Origin of the sequence: Enterobacter sp. D2 (assembly GCF_034427575.1) — a bacterium.
Lineage (GTDB): Bacteria > Pseudomonadota > Gammaproteobacteria > Enterobacterales > Enterobacteriaceae > Enterobacter > Enterobacter cloacae_M.
Genome location: NZ_JAXQPP010000001.1, coordinates 343,738 through 362,066 on the forward strand (window position 1 = coordinate 343,738; position 18,329 = coordinate 362,066).

Consider the following 18,329-nt stretch of genomic DNA (forward strand, 5'->3'; position numbering starts at 1 on the left):
TGAGCGGTAGCTACCCTTATACACTTACCTGGAACCTTTCGGAGGTCGCATGAAAGCACTTACGTATCACGGTCCGCACCATGTTCGCGTCGAGAATGTCCCCGATCCCATTATCGAGCAGCCCGACGATATCATTTTGCGCGTCACGGCCACGGCGATCTGCGGCTCCGATTTGCATCTCTATCGCGGAAAGATCCCGAAGGTGCAGCACGGCGACATTTTTGGCCATGAGTTTATGGGGGAAATCGTCGAGTGCGGCGCAGAGGTGAAGAATTTGCAAAAAGGCGATCGCGTGGTGATCCCCTTTGTCATTGCCTGCGGAGACTGTTTCTTCTGCCGTCTGCAGCAATACGCGGCCTGTGAGAATACCAATGCCGGGCAGGGCGCCGCGCTGAACAAAAAGCAAATTCCCGCGCCGGCCGCGCTGTTTGGCTACAGCCATCTCTACGGCGGCGTGCCGGGGGGACAGGCGGAATATGTCCGCGTGCCAAAAGGCAACGTCGGGCCGTTTAAGGTCCCGCAACTTCTTTCCGATGATAAGGCGCTGTTCCTGTCCGATATTTTGCCCACGGCCTGGCAGGCGGCAAAAAATGCGCAGATTGAAAAAGGCTCAAGCGTTGCGGTTTTCGGCGCCGGGCCGGTGGGGCTACTGACTATTGCCTGCGCGCGGCTGTTAGGGGCTGAGCAGATCTTTGTTATCGATCACCACCCGTACCGTTTGCGATTTGCCGAGGCGCGTTACGGCGCAATTCCCATCAACTTTGATGATGAAAACGACGCAGCGGAAAAAATCATCGAGCAAACCGCTGGCCAGCGCGGCGTTGACGCCGTGATTGATGCGGTAGGGTTCGAAGCGAAAGGCAGCACCACCGAAACGATCCTCAGCAATCTTAAAATTGAAGGTAGCAGCGGCAAAGCGCTGCGGCAGTGCATTGCTGCCGTTCGACGCGGTGGCGTAGTTAGCGTACCCGGCGTGTACGCCGGGTTTATTCATGGATTTCTGTTTGGCGATGCCTTTGATAAGGGGCTGACGTTCAGGATGGGCCAGACCCACGTCCATGCCTGGCTGGGTGAACTGCTGCCGCTGATCGAAAAAGGGCTGCTTACGCCGGAAGAGATCGTGACCCATTATCTTCCCCTTGCCGATGCGGAACGCGCCTATAAGGTGTTCGAAAAACGGGAGGAGGAGTGCCGGAAGGTGATTCTGGTCCCTGGCGCAGAAACGCCCGAGGCCGCAGAGCAGAAAGTTAAGGGCCTGGTGAATGCTTTCCCCGGTGGGGTTGCATGAATACTCGCCTAGCTGTGGCGTTCAAGATAAAGCACGGCCAAGACGATAATCGCCGCAATAATCAGAAAAATAAGTGTGATAGCCAGTATCTCACTCATGACCGTCCCCACGGCACCAAAACAGATTAAGCGTGGATTAAGGGCTTTTTGCGCGATATAAGAAAATGGGGTGAATTTACGGAAAGAGGATGCGGCTGCATCCTCTGTGCAAAGCGGGTGGGCGCTTGGTCAGAAGTGGTTAACGCAGGTAATCGCCCGCGGCTTCTGGCTGGTAGAGCAACGCCAGCACTTCAAGATGGGCAGAGGCGCCGCCCGGCAATTCCCAGTGGATGGTATCGCCCGTGCGCAGGCCCAGCAGTGCGGCACCCACAGGCGCAAGAACAGAAAGCTGTGCGCTGCTGTCGGTCATCTGAGCCGGGTAAACCAGCGTGCGGGTCAGCTCTTCACCGGTGGTCAGGTTGCGGAATTTTACCTGGCTGTTCATGGTGACCACGTCATGCGGCATCGTCTCAGGCGTGCACATCTGCGCCCGGTCGAGCTCCTCATTCAGGGCGTCGGCCACGGGAAGTGAGGCAAACTCTGCTTTTTCCAGCAGCCTGTCGATACGTTCTGCGTCGAGCTCATTGATGATAATTGTAGGTCTGGACATTTTTACTCCATGTCGTTAATGCTGCGTGTAACGCAGAAACCAATCCAAAAGAAAACCCTCGCCGTCTGGCAGCGAGGGTTTAACTCTCCCGATGATACTGGCTGAAGGCGCAAGTTTGAAGTGATGAAGGTCACATTCATGGTCCATATGAATTTTCGCTGAAATTTATTCAGTCTTCATTCCGGACGGAATACGTTACGCTGAGAGTCCTGAACCCGGGCGTTGCGCGAAGCGCAATTCGCGTCAGCCCACCAACGAGAGAGAATTATGTACTTCTACCAACCGTCTCAGGGTCACGGCCTGCCGCACGATCCGCTGAACGCCATTATTGGTCCACGTCCGATCGGCTGGATCTCCTCATGCGATAAGGCCGGTCAGCTGAATCTCGCACCGTACAGCTTCTTTAACTGCTTTAACTATCGCCCGCCGATCATCGGCTTTTCCAGCAACGGCTGGAAGGACAGCGTGCGTAATATTACCGAAACAAAGGAATTTGTCTGGAACCTGGCGACGCGCGATCTCGCGCAGGCGATGAACCAAACCTCTGCGATGCTTCCCCACGATAGGGATGAATTTAGCTTTGCCGGGCTAACGCCAGCGGCGAGCCAGCTGGTTAACGCGCCCCGCGTCGCCGAAAGCCCGGTGAACTTTGAGTGCCGCCTGTCGCAGTGCATTCAGCTTACCGGTGCCGACGGCACACCGGTCGATACATGGCTGGTGTTGGGGGAGGTGGTCGGTATCCATATTGCCGAAACGCTGCTGGAAGAGGGGATATACCAGACGGCTAAAGCGCAGCCCATCCTGCGTGCGGGTGGGCCGACGGCGTATTATGGCATCAGTGATGAAAACCGGTTTGATATGGTGCGCCCGGGCGCGGATCAGTAACCGGCTTTATCAATCACGAACTGTTTTCCGCAGTTACCCGGATGTGGCTGCGGTACAAATGACGCCGCAGAAAGCGGGTTGTTAATGATATCCGCCTTAAGCGAAATCTGCATCTCGGTCAGATACGCCGGATTGCCGTTGCAGGTCAACTTGATCGCTTTGATGTTCTCCTTGCCCCAGCTTTTGGCAACGGCACTGTCAAAGTCGCTGCGATTGATGGTTTTCCCGTAATTATCGGCGAGGAATTTACCGACCGCGCTGTTTTTAACTTCCTGATTCATCCGCACCATCGTGCCGAAATAGGCATCCGGATCGAAACCAAAGCAGACGCCATGTTTGGCATATTCGTAACGTTCCAGGCAGGAATTACCGCCCGCGCCCGGCATCACGTCGTTGAGCTTTGCTGCAGCAGAAAGCGAGAGTCCAGTTTCGGCGGCATCGCATTTGCGGCTGGCCTTCACTTCCGGCATGTTCGGAATCGGGCGCGTGGCGCAGCCAAAACGCATCCATCGACGTTCATCCACGCCGCGTGCGGCAATAGATTTTGGCAAGCCAGGCCATAGACCGTGGACGGTCAGAAAATCGGCTTTATTATCGCGCTCTTTTTGCAGGCGACATTCGTCAGGTTCATTGCGGTTGCGCTCGACCATGCTCTGGCAAAACCCGGTTTGCCAGGACAGAGCCAGCACATAGCGATCGAAATCGCTATACTGTGTTGCCTTCAGCGGTTCCGCCTGCGCGGAGAAGATACAGAGAGAAAGCGCCATTGCGCCAGACGGGATGACGATATCCTTCCTGAACATATGATTTCCTGATCGAATGAGCACGATTTATTTCTGGAAGTTATTAAAGCACAAAAAGCGCCCGCAGGCGCTTTTTGGATATCCATAATTTAGCTTAGGCCGCGCCGGGTACCAGCACTTCCGTGGCGATAATCACGATAATCAGACCAACTATAACGGGCACTGAGGTGCGTTTGACGACTTCGAATGGCGAAATTTTCGCCATCCCGGCAACGGCGACGACCACACCCGACACCGGCGAAATGGTCCGGCCGAGGTTTGACGCCTGCAGCATGGGAATGGAGAGGTAGGCTGGGTTAATACCGGAGGAGTGAGCCAGTTTCGGGATCATCTCAACGAAAGCGTAGAAAGGCGCATTACCGGACCCGGTGGTCATCGCCGCCAGCATGGTGAGCACCACCAGAACCAGCATCAGGATAATACTGGCCGAGCCGAACGAGGTGGCGATAGAAATCAGGCTCTGGATAAAGCCGATCGTGCTCAGACCTTGGGCAAAAACGCCCGCTGCAACCAGCAGGATCACCACGCCAGCGAAGGCATCCGCCATACCGCGATACGCTACTTCCAGACCCGAGAAGACTTTTTGCGTGTTAAAACCGCGCACAAACTCCAGCACGGCGGCCAGCAGCATACAGATGACCAGAATGGTGATGATGTGCAGCTGTGGACCCCATTTGCCGTCAAAAATCAGCACTCCGACGATCGGGGTGAACGGCAGAATGGCATAGAACGCGGGAGCGGTCGTGGTGATTTCACTCACGTCCATCATTTCATGGCTGATGTTTTCTTTCTTATCGAGATAGCGCTGCCAGAAGAAATGTGCGATCCCCATGCCCACGATGGCAACGATCGAGATCGGTAACGTGGTTTTAAAGGCGAAGTCGATGAGTGACATCTCCGCCGCCTTTGCCGCCAGCACAACGTCGCCGGAGGTCGGGGAGAGAATAATCGCTGCCGGAGACGCGCAAATTGCCGCGGCCGCGCCACGGCTGATACCGACGTTCACCATGACCGGGAACAGCGTCGCCATGAGCAGTACCCCAAGTCCGGTAGCTGACGAAACGGCCAGCGACATGAGGCAGGCGAGGAAATAGGCGGCGACCATTAGCAGATACGGCGAGTTAATGTATTGCAGGGGTTTAGAGGCAAGCTTAACGACCATGTCGTTGGCGCCAATGTGGGTCATGTAGGCTGCAAAACCGCACAGCATCATGATCATCATACCCAGATCGCCGCCGCGGCTCATGAGCAATATTTTAATATATTCAACAATATCTGTAGCAGTGTAACCGGTGCTGGTCGCGCTGGCAGGTAACACCTGGTGCCCCATTATTGCGCTGATAATCAGCAGCGTTAGACCGCCGACAAATAATACGCCCGTGGCCGAGTAGCCTTTAATGATGTAGCGTGCGACCCCGACAATGACGACGACTCCAATAAGGAGTTCGAATAACGTAAGCATGATTTCCCCTGTATCTCTGCTGCTATGGAGCACAAAAAATCAATAAAAAAAAGAAGGATGAAAATGTGCCGAATAATTGGCCTGTTCTTGCTGATTAAAATCAATAAACAGACGACTAGAGAACCGAACAACCGTGTTTTGCCATGGCCCGTACATTTATGTCATGTGGCCCTTGACCGTCAGAAATAGCGCAACATGCCCCATTAATGATAACAAATTGTTAATGTTTTGTGTGGTTTTGCATGTTGCTGATTAACAAAGAGTAATGTGAAAGTCACACCCCTTGTGGGCTTATTTGCACGTATCTCTCGCTTTCTTTAAGAATATTCCCGGAAAGAGCCCGAATAATTAGGAATAAAGCTGATGTCGTTAAGCCTTGATTCAACTATTTTATGGTAAACTTTGCCTCGAATACTAAGAATGGTAATTGCATTGTGATCGTACGTAATACATTTTTCTCTATTTTGTTGTTTATTTTTGGGCAGTTAACGTTTTCTTCTGTTGCTCAGGCAGAAAGCAACGCGACGGGTAAAGGCTGGTTCTCAACCTTTACGGATAATGTTTCCCAGACATGGACGGCACCTGAACATTATGATCTCTATGTCCCGGCAATAACGTGGCATGCGCGTTTTGCTTATGACAAAGAGAAAACCGATAAATACAACGAGCGTCCGTGGGGCGCGGGTTTTGGCCAGTCGCGCTGGGATGAAAAGGGAAACTGGCATGGCATCTATCTGATGGCCTTCAAAGACTCGTTTAATAAATGGGAACCGATTGGGGGGTATGGTTGGGAGAAAACCTGGCGTCCGCTAGCGGACGAGAACTTCCACGTCGGTTTGGGCTATACCGCCGGGGTCACTGCACGTGACAACTGGAACTATATTCCGATCCCGGTCCTACTGCCTTTGGCCTCTATTGGCTATGGTCCCGCAACGTTCCAGATGACCTACATCCCGGGTACGTACAACAACGGTAACGTTTACTTCGCCTGGATGCGTTTTCAGTTTTAACTGACAAAACGTTACATGCTGGTGATAAAACGCGCAGTTGTTGATTCATAAGCGATAAAAATCTGTCAGTGAAAATTAACGCGACTTTAGTCACTTTTTATCAAAGATCCGCTGGACAAAAGGTCCCACAATTGATGTACTGATAACCGACACAGCATTTGTGTCGTTTTTTAATGTAAAGGTAATTTTGATGTCTAAGATTAAAGGTAACGTTAAGTGGTTTAATGAGTCCAAAGGATTCGGTTTCATTACTCCTGAAGATGGCAGCAAAGACGTGTTCGTACACTTCTCTGCAATCCAGTCTAATGGTTTCAAAACTCTGGCTGAAGGTCAGCGTGTAGAGTTCGAAATCACTAACGGTGCCAAAGGCCCTTCTGCTGCTAACGTAATCGCTCTGTAATTCAGACGCGTCAGCAAGAATTTCAAAACCCGCTCACTGAGCGGGTTTTTTTCGTTTTGAATCAGCCAAGCAGATACATTTTCAGGAAGCTGGCTACGATCAGCACGCTCACCAACACCATTCCTGCGCTCATCAGACTCTGTTTCATTCTGTCACCCTCGTTCAGTATTGCATTTAGAGTGACAGAGAATAATTAAGCCAACATTAACGGTTCGGCTGTTAATGCGCGCTTGCGGAAGAAAATAGCCAAAATGCGATCCCCGTCATCGCAAACGAGCCGAACATATTGATCGCCATATTCATCAGCGCCCAGCCAATGCGGCCTTCCTGAAAGAGAAAAACCGTTTCCGCAGAAAAGGTTGAGAAGGTGGTCAAACCGCCGCAGAATCCGGTGGTAATCAATACCTTCCACATTGGGTCAATGTGCGTCATTCGGTTAAACCAGGCCAGCCCCATGCCGATGATAAAGGCACCAATCAGGTTAGCGGCCAGCGTCCCCATGGGAATCGCCTGATGCAGGGGGTTAAACCGCATACTCAGAAACCATCGCGCAACGCTACCCGTTCCCCCACCAATAAAAACGGCTAAAAGTAGTTGTAACACGCTAAATACCTGCTATTTGATGTGTAAGAGTAGCGAGTTTAACGCCGTTTATGATGAGGGGACAAATATGTATGTAGCGGTAGGGCAGTTTGCCGTCACGCCTGACTGGCATCAGAATGCGAGAACATGCGTCGAACTGATGATGCAGGCCCGGCAGAAAGGCGCGTCGCTGTTGGTTCTCCCCGAGGCGCTGCTGGCCAGGGACGATAATGACCCGGATTTATCCGTGAAGTCCGCGCAGCCGCTGGATGGCGAATTCTTACAGCAATTGCTCGCCCAAAGCGCGGGCAATACGATGACGACGATCTTAACGATCCATGTTCCCTCCACGCCGGGTCGAGCAGTCAATACGCTGGTGGTGATTCGTAACGGGACCATCGTCGCACGCTACGCCAAGCTTCATCTCTATGATGCGTTCAGCATCCAGGAGTCGCGTCGCGTTGACCCCGGAGACGAGCTCCCTCCGCTGCTGGAGATTGACGGATTTAAGATCGGGCTGATGACGTGCTATGACCTGCGTTTTCCCGAGCTGGCGCTGCATCTGGCGCTGCAGGGGGCGAACGTGCTGGTACTCCCTGCCGCGTGGGTCAGAGGGCCGTTAAAAGAGCACCACTGGGCAACGCTGCTTGCGGCGCGCGCGCTGGATACAACCTGCTATGTCGTTGCCGCAGGAGAATGTGGCACGAAAAACATCGGGCAAAGCAGGGTGGTTGATCCGCTGGGGGTGACGATCGCCGCCGCCGCTGAAGCCCCGTATTTGTTGGTGGCGGAGATAAACTTAGAGAGAATTGCGCTTGCGCGTCAGCAATTACCCGTTCTTCGCAATCGTCGGTTTGCGCCACCGCAATTATTGTGATGTTTTTTTCAACAATGCTTGATTCACCTTGTTACAGATTGCTATTGTGTGCACGCGCTAAATGACCGTTAATACAGTCAGGTTTTGGCGCTGAATGCAGCCTGTTTTAAGTAAAGAAGGTATCTATGGGTGAGATTAGTATTACCAAACTGCTGGTGGTTGCCGCACTGGTCGTCCTGCTGTTTGGTACCAAGAAGTTACGCACGCTGGGTGGTGACCTGGGGGCTGCCATCAAAGGCTTTAAGAAAGCGATGAACGATGATGATGCAGCGGCGAAGAAAAGCGCCGAGGATGACGTCCCGGCAGACAAGCTTTCTCACAAAGAGTGACAGCAACGCCTGAGGGCTTGCGAAAAAAAAACCGGCTCATGAGGCCGGTTTTTTTGTATTACTGTAAATGAATATTACAGCATTATTTAACTTCTTCGCCTTTAGCCTGCATATCGGCATGGTATGAGGAGCGAACGAATGGGCCGCAGGCAGCATGGGTGAAGCCCATCGCCATCGCTTCGGCTTTCATTTCATCGAATTCGTCCGGGCTCACGTAGCGCTGTACCGGCAGGTGGTGACGGCTTGGCTGCAGATACTGTCCGAGGGTCAACATGGTCACACCGTGGCGGCGAAGATCGCGCATCACCTCGATGATTTCATCATTGGTTTCACCCAGACCCACCATCAGACCAGACTTGGTCGGAATATGCGGATGCGCTTCTTTGAAACGCTCCAGCAGCTTCAGGGACCAGTTGTAGTCAGCGCCCGGACGGACCTGACGGTAAAGACGCGGCACGTTCTCCAGGTTGTGGTTAAACACATCTGGCGGCGTTGCGGTCAGGATATCCAGCGCACGGTCCATACGGCCGCGGAAGTCAGGCACCAGCGTCTCGATTTTGATGTTAGGGCTTTTCTCTCGAATGGCCGTAATGCAGTCGGCGAAGTGCTGAGCACCACCGTCACGCAGGTCGTCACGGTCAACGGACGTGATAACCACATAACGCAGCGCCATGTCGGCGATGGTCTGCGCCAGTTTCTGGGGTTCGTTAGCATCAGGCGCGACTGGACGGCCATGAGCAACATCGCAGAACGGGCAGCGGCGGGTACAGATAGCACCCAGAATCATAAACGTCGCGGTACCATGATTGAAACATTCAGCAAGGTTCGGGCAAGAGGCTTCTTCACAGACGGAGTGAAGGCCATTCTTGCGCATCGCCGCTTTGATCCCCTGGATACGCGAAGAGTCGGCCGGAAGTTTGATTTTCATCCATTCCGGTTTTCTTAACAGCGCCTCGCGCTCTGTAGCCACGTTTTTAACCGGGATAAGGGCCATTTTATCGGCATCGCGGTATTTAACACCGCGTTCCATCACAATGGGTTTACTCATAGCGTGCGTGTTCCAGTTGCGAATATCGAAGGAAAGCGTTTCAATTCAAGGGAATGTTGTATTTATCAACTATTTTTGAACGAACGACAGGCAGTATATCATTGAAACGGTCGTTAAAGCAGCCTGCCAGATCGCCAATTTGTAAAATAGTTGTTGTTTTGTGCCTTTTGCCCTGCGGGTTGCAGGGACTTGTGCTGGCTAAACCTGTCAGAAGGCCTGACGGATAATGCGGATGACGTTTTCCAGGACCGGGTCGCGCAAACTCAGCTTGTTATAATGCAGTGAAATCTCGATAGATTCCGCATTAAGCTGACTGAGCGGGATGCTTTCCAGCGGCCAGCATTTTTGTAGCAGACTGTACAGGCGTGATGGCATAACGCACAGCATGTCGCTGCTGCCGATCAGGGATGCGGTGGTAAACATATTGTAACTGCTGAAGCTGATCTGACGTTCCGGGAAAATTTCATCAATACGCTGACGAAGTGCGTGATTAGATTGCCCTTCGGTCATGAAAGATGAGTGATCGTAGTTGCGCAGGTTTTCGATGGTTAACGGCTCGCTAAGAGCAGGATGCTGCTGGCGGCAAACCAGTACCAGGTTATCCGCATAAAGCACATTTTGCCCCAGCGCTCTGGCACTGAAGCTGCCGCTTTCAATAATCAGGTCCGTCTGGAACTGGGCAAGCTGAATGTCTGGTTCATTGAGAGGCACGTTACGAAGCAGGAGCTGCGGAGCATGTTCTTTCACGGCCTGGAAGATCGCCGGCATCACCAGCACCCCTACAGAAGGGGAACAGCCGATGGTGATGGTTCGCTGCTTATCATAGCTTCCGGTTAAATCCAGCGCGCCCAGAATCGACTCCAGCCCCTGACTGATGTACTCATGGAGATGCGTGGCGTAAGCCGTTGGCGTTACCCCCTGGCCCTTGCGGATAAATAATGGGTCAGGAAATATAGCGCGAAGCTTTTGGATTGACTGGCTTATTGCTGATGGCGTGAGATTAAGAATTTTCGCAGCGTTAACGATACCCTTATGGACATATACCGCCTCAAAAATAGTCAGTAAATTGAGATCAATATTACGTAAAGTCCGAAAAATTTGTGGCTTGTCTTCGCCACCGGGTTCATTCAGTCGTTTGGCTGGTAAATTATTATACTCCACGCTTTCACTCCGTATACATTCACAATATGAATGATAGTTGAATTTATTTATTATGCTTGTAGAGATTCGTAAAGTGTTGGTTTTGTTTCACTTGTTTATCAAAAACAAACAGTTGAGTGATTATTGCTCACGTTACTTATGCCGTGTTTGCCGTGCTTGCTGGAGGCTAAATAATATGTGGCGGTAATATTCGGGCGCTTCGAAAATATAGAATCTGTGGATTATTGTAAAGTGCAAAAGCGGTAAATAAACAGTGGCCCGCCAAATTATCGAGCCATGTTGTATGATGTATTAAGCAGGGATATATTCGTATGGGGGATTGTTAAGTAGCGCTAACATCTGCTTTAAAAGCACTGGACGAATAGTTTCTGGCGTAGCGGTTTCAACCCACTGGCGTACCTGCGTCATTTCCATGCCGGCATAGCCGCAGGGGTTAATGCGTTGGAAAGGCGCGAGGTCCATATTAATATTCAAGGCCAGGCCATGGAATGAGCAGCCTTTACGAATACGCAGCCCCAGGGAGCAGATCTTCATTTCCCCAACGTAAACGCCTGGCGCATCGGCGCGTGGATGCGCGTCAATACCATATTCCGCCAGCGTGTTGACGACAGTTTGTTCCAGTAAGGTAACCAGTTCACGTACGCCAAGCTTTCTGCGTTTCAGATTGAGCAGGACGTACATCACCTGCTGCCCGGGCCCATGATAAGTGACCTGACCGCCGCGATCGCTCTGAATAACCGGGATATCTCCCGTCATTAGCAAATGCTCTGCTTTACCCGCCTGGCCCTGCGTAAATACCGGCAGGTGTTCGACCAGCCAGATTTCATCCGGGGTGCTGTCATCGCGTGAATCGGTGAAGTCATGCATAGCCTGGGAGACAGGCTCATAAGGTTGCAGGCCGAGGTGACGGACCAGAATTTTATCCTGATACAAAACTGCGTCTCCGAAGACGAGGGACAAAAGGTGTGGGGGAGTATATCACAGCGGGGAGAGGGGTTACCCGGCAAACCGGGTAACCGCAAAGGGACTACAGCACCATACGAACAATTTCGATATTGCCGAGCTCTTCGTACAGCGTTTCAACCTGCTCAATGTGTGTCGCAGTGATGGTAATAGAGACAGAGTGGTAGTTGCCCTTGCTGCTTGGTTTTACTGACGGAGAGTAGTCACCCGGCGCATGGCGCTGTACCACTTCAACCACCTGATCAACCAGCTCAGGTTTCGCCAGACCCATTACTTTGTAGGTAAATGAGGTAGGGAATTCAAGCAGTTCGTTAAGTTTGGTTTTCATGTCAGCTCCGGCGTAACGTCAAAAAATAATAACTCCCACGTCAGATGGGAGTTATCAGGATACTTAGTATATGGGGATCAAAATCACACTTTCAAGTGTTCAATTTTTAACCAAACCAGTGGTGGAACATCAATTTAATGTAATCAATGATTTTGCCGAAGAAATTGCCTTCAGGAATTTCTTGCAGGACAACCAGCGGACGCTGATCGATCGTTTTTCCATCCAGCTGGAAGTTGATCGTGCCCACAACCTGGTTTTTCTGCAGCGGGGCATGCAGCTCGGTGCTGTTCAGCACGTAGCTGGCTTTCAGATCCTTCATGCGACCGCGTGGAATGGTCAGGTAGAGGTCTTTATCAACGCCGAGTGAAGCACGGTCGTTGTCGCCGAACCAGACGGGTTCAGACGCAAACTCTTTGCCTGCTTTCAGTGGATTCACGGTTTCGAAGAAGCGGAAGCCCCAGGTCAGCAGTTTCTTGCTTTCTGTTTCACGACCTTTAAAGGTGCGGCCGCCCATCACGGCAGAGATCAGACGCATCTGACCTTCAGTGGCAGAGGCCACCAGGTTGTAGCCCGCTTTGTCGGTGTGGCCAGTTTTGATGCCGTCAACGTTCAGGCTGTTATCCCACAGCAGGCCGTTACGGTTGGTCTGACGAATACCGTTGAAGGTGAACTCTTTCTCTTTATAGATAGAGTATTCGTTAGGTACATCGCGGATCAGCGCCTGACCAATCAGGGCCATATCACGTGCGGAGCTGTACTGACCGTCTGCGTCCAGGCCGTGTACGGTCTGGAAATGGCTGTTTTTCAGACCCAGCGCGGTAACGTAGCTGTTCATCAGGCCCACAAAGGCATCCTGGCTACCGGCGGCGAAATCGGCCATCGCCACGCAGGCATCGTTACCAGACTGCAGGTTGATACCGCGAATCAGCTGGGAAACAGGAACCTGCATACCCGGCTTCAGGAACATCAGAGAGGAACCTTTGAAAACAGGGTTCCCGGTTGCCCACGCATCGTTACCGATGGTGACCAGATCCGATTCTTTGAATTTACCTGCCTTCATCGCCTGGCCGATAACGTAGCTGGTCATCATTTTGGTCAGGCTGGCCGGGTCACGGCGGGCATCGGCATTCTGTTCTGCCAGTACTTTGCCAGAGTTGTAATCGATCAGGATGTAGGATTCCGCGTCGATTTGCGGAACGCCAGGGATCATGGTCTTGATATTCAGGTCATCGGCGTGAGCTGCAGAGAGCGCAGCAGCGCAAAGGGCCGTGGTCAGCGCCATGCGCTGCACAAAACGAGCAGAAAAAGTGGTCTTCATGGTCAGAACTACGACATCCGTGATGGAATTAAAAAAAGTGCCTTACTATAGCAAATGCTATTCAGGCAGGCATCCGACTTTAAGCATGAGTTTGTGAATGTGTTTTACACTAACTGACAATTCGGATACCGCCGGTTAATTATTTCGCAACAGCGATAAATGACTGAAGTTGAGCTTCATTCTGCAGACGCTGCTGCAGGGATGCGGCCTGCGATTTGCTGGCAAACGGCCCCATCTGAATGCGCCAGACCGCGCCGTTCTGCTCAACGCGTCCCGGTACGCCAAACTGCTGGCTCAGACGCTGTTGGTACTGCTTGGCCCGGGCCTGATCGCTCACTGCGCCTACCTGAACCACATAGTTGCCGCTGGCCGCTGCTGGAGCCGCCACCGCCGCACTTTGCGTGGCCGCTGGCGCCGTTACGGGAGCCGGCTGGGTCGCTGGCGCAGCAACGGGAGCAGGGGCCGGAGTCGGCTCACTGCCTTCCAGCACGCCCGAGGCTAAGGTCGTCGGTGCGCCAAGAAAGCCGCTACTCTTTACCGGCGCGCCGGTAGAATCCTCGCTTTGCAGCGTGTCATTGCTGATCGGGCGAATTTCTCCCCCCGGCTGAGCTGGCTCTGCCGGAGACGAGACGCTTCCCATTCCGCCGTCAAGATTTGGGCGGTCAGGAAGGGCATAGGTCTGTTTTGCCACCGTCGTACACGCGGTACCCGGCCCGGAGAGCGAACCATCCTGTGCGACGATAATCGGATCAATACGGACTTTGGTGTTGTTCGAGGTGTTCAGGCGATCGGCAGACGCGCGCGACAGGGAAATCACCCGGTCATTCCCGTAAGGTCCACGGTCGTTGATCCGCACGACGATCATACGGCCATTCGCCAGGTTGGTGATACGGGCGTAGCTCGGGATCGGCAGCGTCGGGTGTGCCGCCGTCAGCTGCATTGGGTCGAACGCTTCCCCGGAAGCCGTCAGGTTACTTCCTGGCTCGGCATCATAAATGGCGGCAAAGCCCGCCTGACTGAAACGGGAAGGATCCTGAACAATTTTATAGCTTTTGCCATCGCGCTCGTAATCCTGATTGGCACTGGCATTCAGCGGTTCATAAACGGGATCGGCACCGCTGATTTCAACGATCGGGCCATTACATACCGCAGGCTGCGGCGGCGCGACGGTTGCCTGTTGCTGACCATCATCACTTGTGCAGGCCGCAAGTAAACTTGCCGCGATGCAGATCCCCAGCCACTGCTTACGCATTCCGATCCCCTTATTTTTATACGCTTTTTGACAACATTTTTCTGTGGGTATGGATCGACATCACGATACCAAACCCGGCCATCAACACGATCAGTGCCGAGCCTCCGTAACTCACCAGCGGCAGCGGTACGCCTACCACCGGCAGAATACCACTCACCATACCAATATTTACGAAGACATAAACGAATAAAATCAGCATCAACCCGCCGGCCATGACGCGACCAAAGGTGGTTTGCGCGCGCGCTGCAATCCACAATCCCCGCATGATCAGCAGGACGTACAGCGCCAGCAATATTAAGATGCCAACCAGCCCCAGCTCTTCCGCCAGTACCGCAAAGATAAAGTCGGTGTGGCGTTCCGGTAAAAACTCCAGCTGCGACTGCGTGCCGTGCAGCCAGCCTTTACCGCGCAGGCCGCCGGAGCCAATCGCAATCTTGGACTGAATAATATGATAGCCCGCGCCCAGCGGATCGGTTTCCGGATCGAGCAGCATCATGACGCGCTGGCGCTGGTAATCATGCATCAGGAAGAACCACAGGATAGGAATGAAAGCCGCAATCAGCACCACCGCGATACCAATCAGGCGCCAGCTCAGTCCCGACAGGAACAGGACAAACAGGCCGGAGAGGGCAATAAGGATTGAGGTCCCCAGGTCAGGCTGTGCCGCAACCAGCAGCGTTGGCAGGAAAATCAGCACCAGCGCGATAGCGGTATTCTTCAGAGACGGCGGACAGACGTCGCGGTTGATAAAGCGTGCCACCATTAGTGGAACGGCGATTTTGGCAATTTCAGAGGGCTGGAAGCGGACAACGCCCAGATCCAGCCAGCGCTGCGCCCCTTTTGAAATGGCGCCAAACGCATCGACCGCAACCAGCAGAATAATACAGAAGATGTAGAGATAGGGCGCCCAGCCTTCGTAGACGCGCGGCGGGATCTGCGCCATCACCACCATGATAATTAGACCCATGGCAATCTGGCCGATTTTGCGCTCCATCATCCCGATGTCCTGGCCGCTGGCGCTCCAGATAACCAGCGCGCTGTAAACCAGCAGAGCCAGCAGGATCAGCAGCATGGCTGGGTCGATGTGGATTTTGTCCCACAGCGATTTTTTATTTGGATTATCCGTCATGATTATTGGTCCTCCGCCGCAGCGGCGGCCGGGTTTTCAGCCGGCAGTTCGGTGTTGTTATCACCCAGCATAATGTGGTCAAGGATCTGGCGCATGATGGTCCCTACTGCAGGCCCGGCACCGCCGTTCTCGAGAATCATTGCCACCGCGACCTGCGGGTTGTCATAAGGAGCAAACGCCGTCATCAGCTTATGGTCACGCAGACGTTCAGCAATGCGGTGCGCGTTATAGGTTTCATTGGCCTTAAGACCAAACACCTGCGCAGTACCGGACTTCGCCGCCACTTTGTACGGCGTCCCGGCGAAATACTTGTGTGCGGTACCGTTCGGGCGGTTTGCCACGCCGTACATACCGTCTTTCGCAATTTCCCAGAAGCCTGAATGTATGTCACCCACCGGGGCTTCATGCGGCTGGTTCCACGGCACTTTTTTGCCGTCTTCAACCGTACTCTGCAGCAGATGCGGCACTTTCACCACGCCGTCATTGATGAGGATCATCATGGCTTTGTTCATCTGAAGCGGCGTTGCCGTCCAGTAGCCCTGACCGATACCCACCGGAATGGTGTCGCCCTGATACCACGGTTTTTTAAAGCGCTTCAGCTTCCATTCACGCGTTGGCATGTTACCAGAACGTTCTTCTGAAAGGTCCACGCCGGTGTAATGCCCGTAGCCGAATTTGCTCATCCACTCTGACAGACGGTCGATACCCATGTCATACGCCACCTGATAGAAGAAGGTATCCGCAGACTCCTCCAGCGATTTGGTGACGTTCAGATGACCGTGGCCCCATTTTTTCCAGTCACGATAGCGCTTGTCTGAACCCGGCAGCTGCCACCAGCCCGGGTCGAACAGGCTGGTATTACGGTTGATGACGCCAGCACTCAGCGCAGAGACCGCCACGTACGGTTTAACCGTTGATGCCGGCGGGTAAACCCCTTGCGTCGCGCGGTTCACCAGCGGCGTGTTCGGGTCATTCAGCAGACCGGAATAGTCTTTACTGGAAATGCCGTCAACAAAGAGGTTCGGGTCATAGCTAGGCATGGAGACCATCGCCAGGATGCCGCCGGTACGAGGATCGGTGACCACAACGGCTGCACGGCTACCCGCCAGCAGGGTCTCGATGTACTGCTGAAGTTTGAGGTCGAGCGTCAGATAGACGTCATGCCCCGCCTGAGGCGGCACTTCTTTCAGCTGGCGGATCACGCGGCCGCGGTTGTTAACTTCAACCTCTTCATAGCCGGTTTGTCCGTGCAGAACGTCTTCGTAGTAACGTTCGATCCCCAGCTTACCGATATCGTGCGTAGCAGCGTAGTTGGCCAGCTTGCCGTCTTTATCAAGGCGGTCGACGTCTTTGTCGTTAATCTTGGAAACGTAGCCAATCACATGCGTCAGCGCGGAGCCGTAGGGATAGTAGCGACGCTTATATCCCTTCACTTCCACGCCGGGGAAACGGTACTGATTCACCGCAAAGCGGGCCACCTGGACTTCCGTAAGATTGGTTTTAACCGGAATCGAGGTGAAGCGGTGAGAGCGGGCGCGCTCTTTTTTGAAGGCCGCGATATCGTCATCGTTAAGGTCGACAACGCTTTTCAGCGCTTCCAGCGTATCCTGAACATTATCGACTTTTTCCGGCATCATCTCGATTTGATAGATGGTGCGGTTCAACGCCAGCGGTGTGCCGTTACGATCGTAAATAATGCCGCGGCTGGGTGCGATAGGCACCAGCTTAATGCGGTTTTCGTTTGAACGCGTCTGGTAGTCGGTAAAGCGGACAATTTGCAGATTATAGAGGTTGGCGATCAGCACGCCGGTAAGCAGCAAAATCCCGGTAAAGGCGACCAGCGCCCGGCGCACAAACAGCGCGGACTCAGCCGTATAGTCGCGAAAAGAATTCTGTAGTTTCATCCGCTGCTTAATCTACCCTGGTCAGTCATTACTCGCGGTGATAGGGGTGGTTGGTAGTAATGCTCCACGCGCGATACAGGCTTTCTGCCACCAGTACCCGAACGAGCGGGTGGGGAAGCGTCAGCGCGGAGAGAGACCAACTTTGTTCAGCCGCCGCTTTGCAGGCAGGGGATAACCCTTCTGGTCCGCCAATCAACAGACTGACGTCACGACCATCCTGCTTCCAGCGCTCCAGTTCTTGCGCCAGCTGCGGCGTATCCCAGGGTTTACCTGGAATATCGAGGGTGACGATGCGGTTTTTGCCTGCGGCAGCCAGCATCAGTTCGCCCTCTTTATCGAGAATACGTTTGATATCAGCGTTCTTGCCGCGCTTACCGGCGGGAATTTCCACCAGCTCGAACGGCATGTCTTTTGGAAAACGACGCAGATATTCAGTAAAACCGGTTTGTACCCAGTCCGGCATTTTGGTGCCGACGGCGACCAGCTGCAACTTCACGCATTAACCCCAGAGTTTTTCCAGCTCATACAGGCGACGGCTCTCGTCCTGCATGACGTGGACAATCACATCGCCGAGGTCGACTACCACCCAGTCAGCCGTCGCTTCACCTTCAACACCCAGCGGTAACAGCCCTGCTGCACGCGATTCCTGAACCACGTGATCGGCAATTGAAACAACATGACGCGTCGATGTACCGGTGCAGATGATCATGCAGTCGGTAATACTGGATTTACCCTTAACGTCGATAGCGATGATGTCCTGACCTTTCAGGTCATCAATTTTGTCAATAACAAAATCCTGGAGTGCTTTACCCTGCAAGTTTTCCCCCTGGGGTGAATGAGATTGTAAAACTTTGAATTCGTAGCCAGACAGTATACCTGAACTCACGCCTGCGTCGGGACAAATGTCTCCGGCCGGGCTTTTGAAGGCGGGTATCATCCCAC

21 protein-coding genes are annotated in these 18,329 nt (G+C 53.2%); 6 read left to right on the top strand and 15 right to left on the bottom strand.

Annotation, left to right across the window (positions count from 1 at the left end):
• The first annotated feature begins 49 nt into the window (after nucleotides 1-49).
• On the top strand, nucleotides 50-1,288 hold the full coding sequence (locus SPG90_RS01605; RefSeq protein WP_126302895.1) for a zinc-dependent alcohol dehydrogenase: 1,239 nt from the start codon (nucleotides 50-52) through the stop codon (nucleotides 1,286-1,288).
• A gap of 8 nt (nucleotides 1,289-1,296) precedes the next feature.
• Here SPG90_RS01605 and yldA read toward each other — a convergent pair whose 3' ends face one another.
• Nucleotides 1,297-1,386, bottom strand: coding sequence for a small membrane protein YldA (gene yldA, locus SPG90_RS22345; RefSeq protein ID WP_023310733.1), 90 nt, complete (start codon nucleotides 1,384-1,386; stop codon nucleotides 1,297-1,299).
• A gap of 139 nt (nucleotides 1,387-1,525) precedes the next feature.
• The gene (rnk, locus tag SPG90_RS01610) at nucleotides 1,526-1,936 is read right to left on the bottom strand and encodes a nucleoside diphosphate kinase regulator (protein ID WP_023310734.1); all 411 of its coding nucleotides are present in this window, start codon (nucleotides 1,934-1,936) and stop codon (nucleotides 1,526-1,528) included.
• Nucleotides 1,937-2,203: 267 nt separating this feature from the next.
• On the opposite strand from rnk, the gene SPG90_RS01615 reads away from it, so the two are divergent.
• On the top strand, nucleotides 2,204-2,821 hold the full coding sequence (locus SPG90_RS01615) for a flavin reductase family protein (protein ID WP_023310735.1): 618 nt from the start codon (nucleotides 2,204-2,206) through the stop codon (nucleotides 2,819-2,821).
• Here SPG90_RS01615 and rna read toward each other — a convergent pair.
• Entirely contained in the window at nucleotides 2,815-3,624 is an 810-nt protein-coding gene (rna, locus tag SPG90_RS01620) for a ribonuclease I (protein WP_126302894.1), read from the bottom strand. The two genes, SPG90_RS01615 and rna, sit on opposite strands and share 7 nt — an antisense overlap.
• A 94-nt stretch (nucleotides 3,625-3,718) precedes the next feature.
• Entirely contained in the window at nucleotides 3,719-5,086 is a 1,368-nt protein-coding gene (gene dcuC, locus SPG90_RS01625; RefSeq protein ID WP_023310737.1) for an anaerobic C4-dicarboxylate transporter DcuC, read from the bottom strand.
• A gap of 392 nt (nucleotides 5,087-5,478) precedes the next feature.
• On the opposite strand from dcuC, the gene pagP reads away from it, so the two are divergent.
• Both pagP and cspE read left to right on the top strand, forming a co-directional pair.
• Nucleotides 5,479-6,096 (top strand): lipid IV(A) palmitoyltransferase PagP, encoded by a 618-nt coding sequence (pagP, locus tag SPG90_RS01630; RefSeq protein WP_047173413.1) that lies wholly within the window; start codon nucleotides 5,479-5,481, stop codon nucleotides 6,094-6,096.
• Between the two features lie 190 nt (nucleotides 6,097-6,286).
• Nucleotides 6,287-6,496 carry a transcription antiterminator/RNA stability regulator CspE gene (gene cspE / locus SPG90_RS01635; RefSeq protein WP_002439184.1) on the top strand — a complete coding sequence of 70 codons (210 nt, stop codon included), beginning with the start codon at nucleotides 6,287-6,289 and terminating at the stop codon, nucleotides 6,494-6,496.
• 219 nt (nucleotides 6,497-6,715) lie between these two features.
• Here cspE and crcB read toward each other — a convergent pair whose 3' ends face one another.
• The gene (crcB, locus tag SPG90_RS01640) at nucleotides 6,716-7,099 is read right to left on the bottom strand and encodes a fluoride efflux transporter CrcB (RefSeq protein WP_023310740.1); all 384 of its coding nucleotides are present in this window, start codon (nucleotides 7,097-7,099) and stop codon (nucleotides 6,716-6,718) included.
• 67 nt (nucleotides 7,100-7,166) lie between these two features.
• Here crcB and SPG90_RS01645 point away from each other — a divergent pair, with 67 nt between their 5' ends.
• The gene (locus tag SPG90_RS01645) at nucleotides 7,167-7,955 is read left to right on the top strand and encodes a deaminated glutathione amidase (protein ID WP_047173414.1); all 789 of its coding nucleotides are present in this window, start codon (nucleotides 7,167-7,169) and stop codon (nucleotides 7,953-7,955) included.
• 125 nt (nucleotides 7,956-8,080) lie between these two features.
• Nucleotides 8,081-8,284 carry a twin-arginine translocase subunit TatE gene (gene tatE, locus SPG90_RS01650; RefSeq protein ID WP_023310742.1) on the top strand — a complete coding sequence of 68 codons (204 nt, stop codon included), beginning with the start codon at nucleotides 8,081-8,083 and terminating at the stop codon, nucleotides 8,282-8,284.
• A gap of 82 nt (nucleotides 8,285-8,366) precedes the next feature.
• Here the strand turns inward: tatE and lipA are convergent, their stop codons facing one another.
• From lipA to rsfS, 10 genes are all read right to left on the bottom strand, one after another.
• Nucleotides 8,367-9,332 (bottom strand): lipoyl synthase, encoded by a 966-nt coding sequence (lipA, locus tag SPG90_RS01655; RefSeq protein WP_013097595.1) that lies wholly within the window; start codon nucleotides 9,330-9,332, stop codon nucleotides 8,367-8,369.
• 207 nt (nucleotides 9,333-9,539) lie between these two features.
• The gene (locus tag SPG90_RS01660) at nucleotides 9,540-10,493 is read right to left on the bottom strand and encodes a YbeF family transcriptional regulator (protein WP_032665064.1); all 954 of its coding nucleotides are present in this window, start codon (nucleotides 10,491-10,493) and stop codon (nucleotides 9,540-9,542) included.
• Nucleotides 10,494-10,784: 291 nt separating this feature from the next.
• On the bottom strand, nucleotides 10,785-11,426 hold the full coding sequence (gene lipB / locus SPG90_RS01665; protein ID WP_045402138.1) for a lipoyl(octanoyl) transferase LipB: 642 nt from the start codon (nucleotides 11,424-11,426) through the stop codon (nucleotides 10,785-10,787).
• A 94-nt stretch (nucleotides 11,427-11,520) separates the two neighbouring features.
• Nucleotides 11,521-11,784 (bottom strand): DUF493 family protein YbeD, encoded by a 264-nt coding sequence (ybeD, locus tag SPG90_RS01670; protein WP_006177135.1) that lies wholly within the window; start codon nucleotides 11,782-11,784, stop codon nucleotides 11,521-11,523.
• Nucleotides 11,785-11,890: 106 nt separating this feature from the next.
• Nucleotides 11,891-13,102 (bottom strand): D-alanyl-D-alanine carboxypeptidase DacA, encoded by a 1,212-nt coding sequence (gene dacA / locus SPG90_RS01675; protein WP_014069323.1) that lies wholly within the window; start codon nucleotides 13,100-13,102, stop codon nucleotides 11,891-11,893.
• Between the two features lie 139 nt (nucleotides 13,103-13,241).
• Nucleotides 13,242-14,354: an endolytic peptidoglycan transglycosylase RlpA gene (gene rlpA / locus SPG90_RS01680; protein ID WP_045402139.1), complete on the bottom strand. Its 1,113-nt coding sequence runs from the start codon at nucleotides 14,352-14,354 to the stop codon at nucleotides 13,242-13,244.
• 16 nt (nucleotides 14,355-14,370) lie between these two features.
• Nucleotides 14,371-15,483: a peptidoglycan glycosyltransferase MrdB gene (gene mrdB / locus SPG90_RS01685; RefSeq protein WP_023310746.1), complete on the bottom strand. Its 1,113-nt coding sequence runs from the start codon at nucleotides 15,481-15,483 to the stop codon at nucleotides 14,371-14,373.
• A 2-nt stretch (nucleotides 15,484-15,485) separates the two neighbouring features.
• A complete protein-coding gene (gene mrdA / locus SPG90_RS01690) occupies nucleotides 15,486-17,387 on the bottom strand; it encodes a peptidoglycan DD-transpeptidase MrdA (protein WP_032638848.1) in 1,902 nt (633 codons plus the stop codon).
• 28 nt (nucleotides 17,388-17,415) lie between these two features.
• Nucleotides 17,416-17,883: a 23S rRNA (pseudouridine(1915)-N(3))-methyltransferase RlmH gene (gene rlmH, locus SPG90_RS01695; protein ID WP_023310748.1), complete on the bottom strand. Its 468-nt coding sequence runs from the start codon at nucleotides 17,881-17,883 to the stop codon at nucleotides 17,416-17,418.
• Nucleotides 17,884-17,886: 3 nt separating this feature from the next.
• Nucleotides 17,887-18,204, bottom strand: coding sequence for a ribosome silencing factor (gene rsfS, locus SPG90_RS01700; RefSeq protein WP_023334893.1), 318 nt, complete (start codon nucleotides 18,202-18,204; stop codon nucleotides 17,887-17,889).
• Nucleotides 18,205-18,329 lie beyond the last annotated feature (125 nt).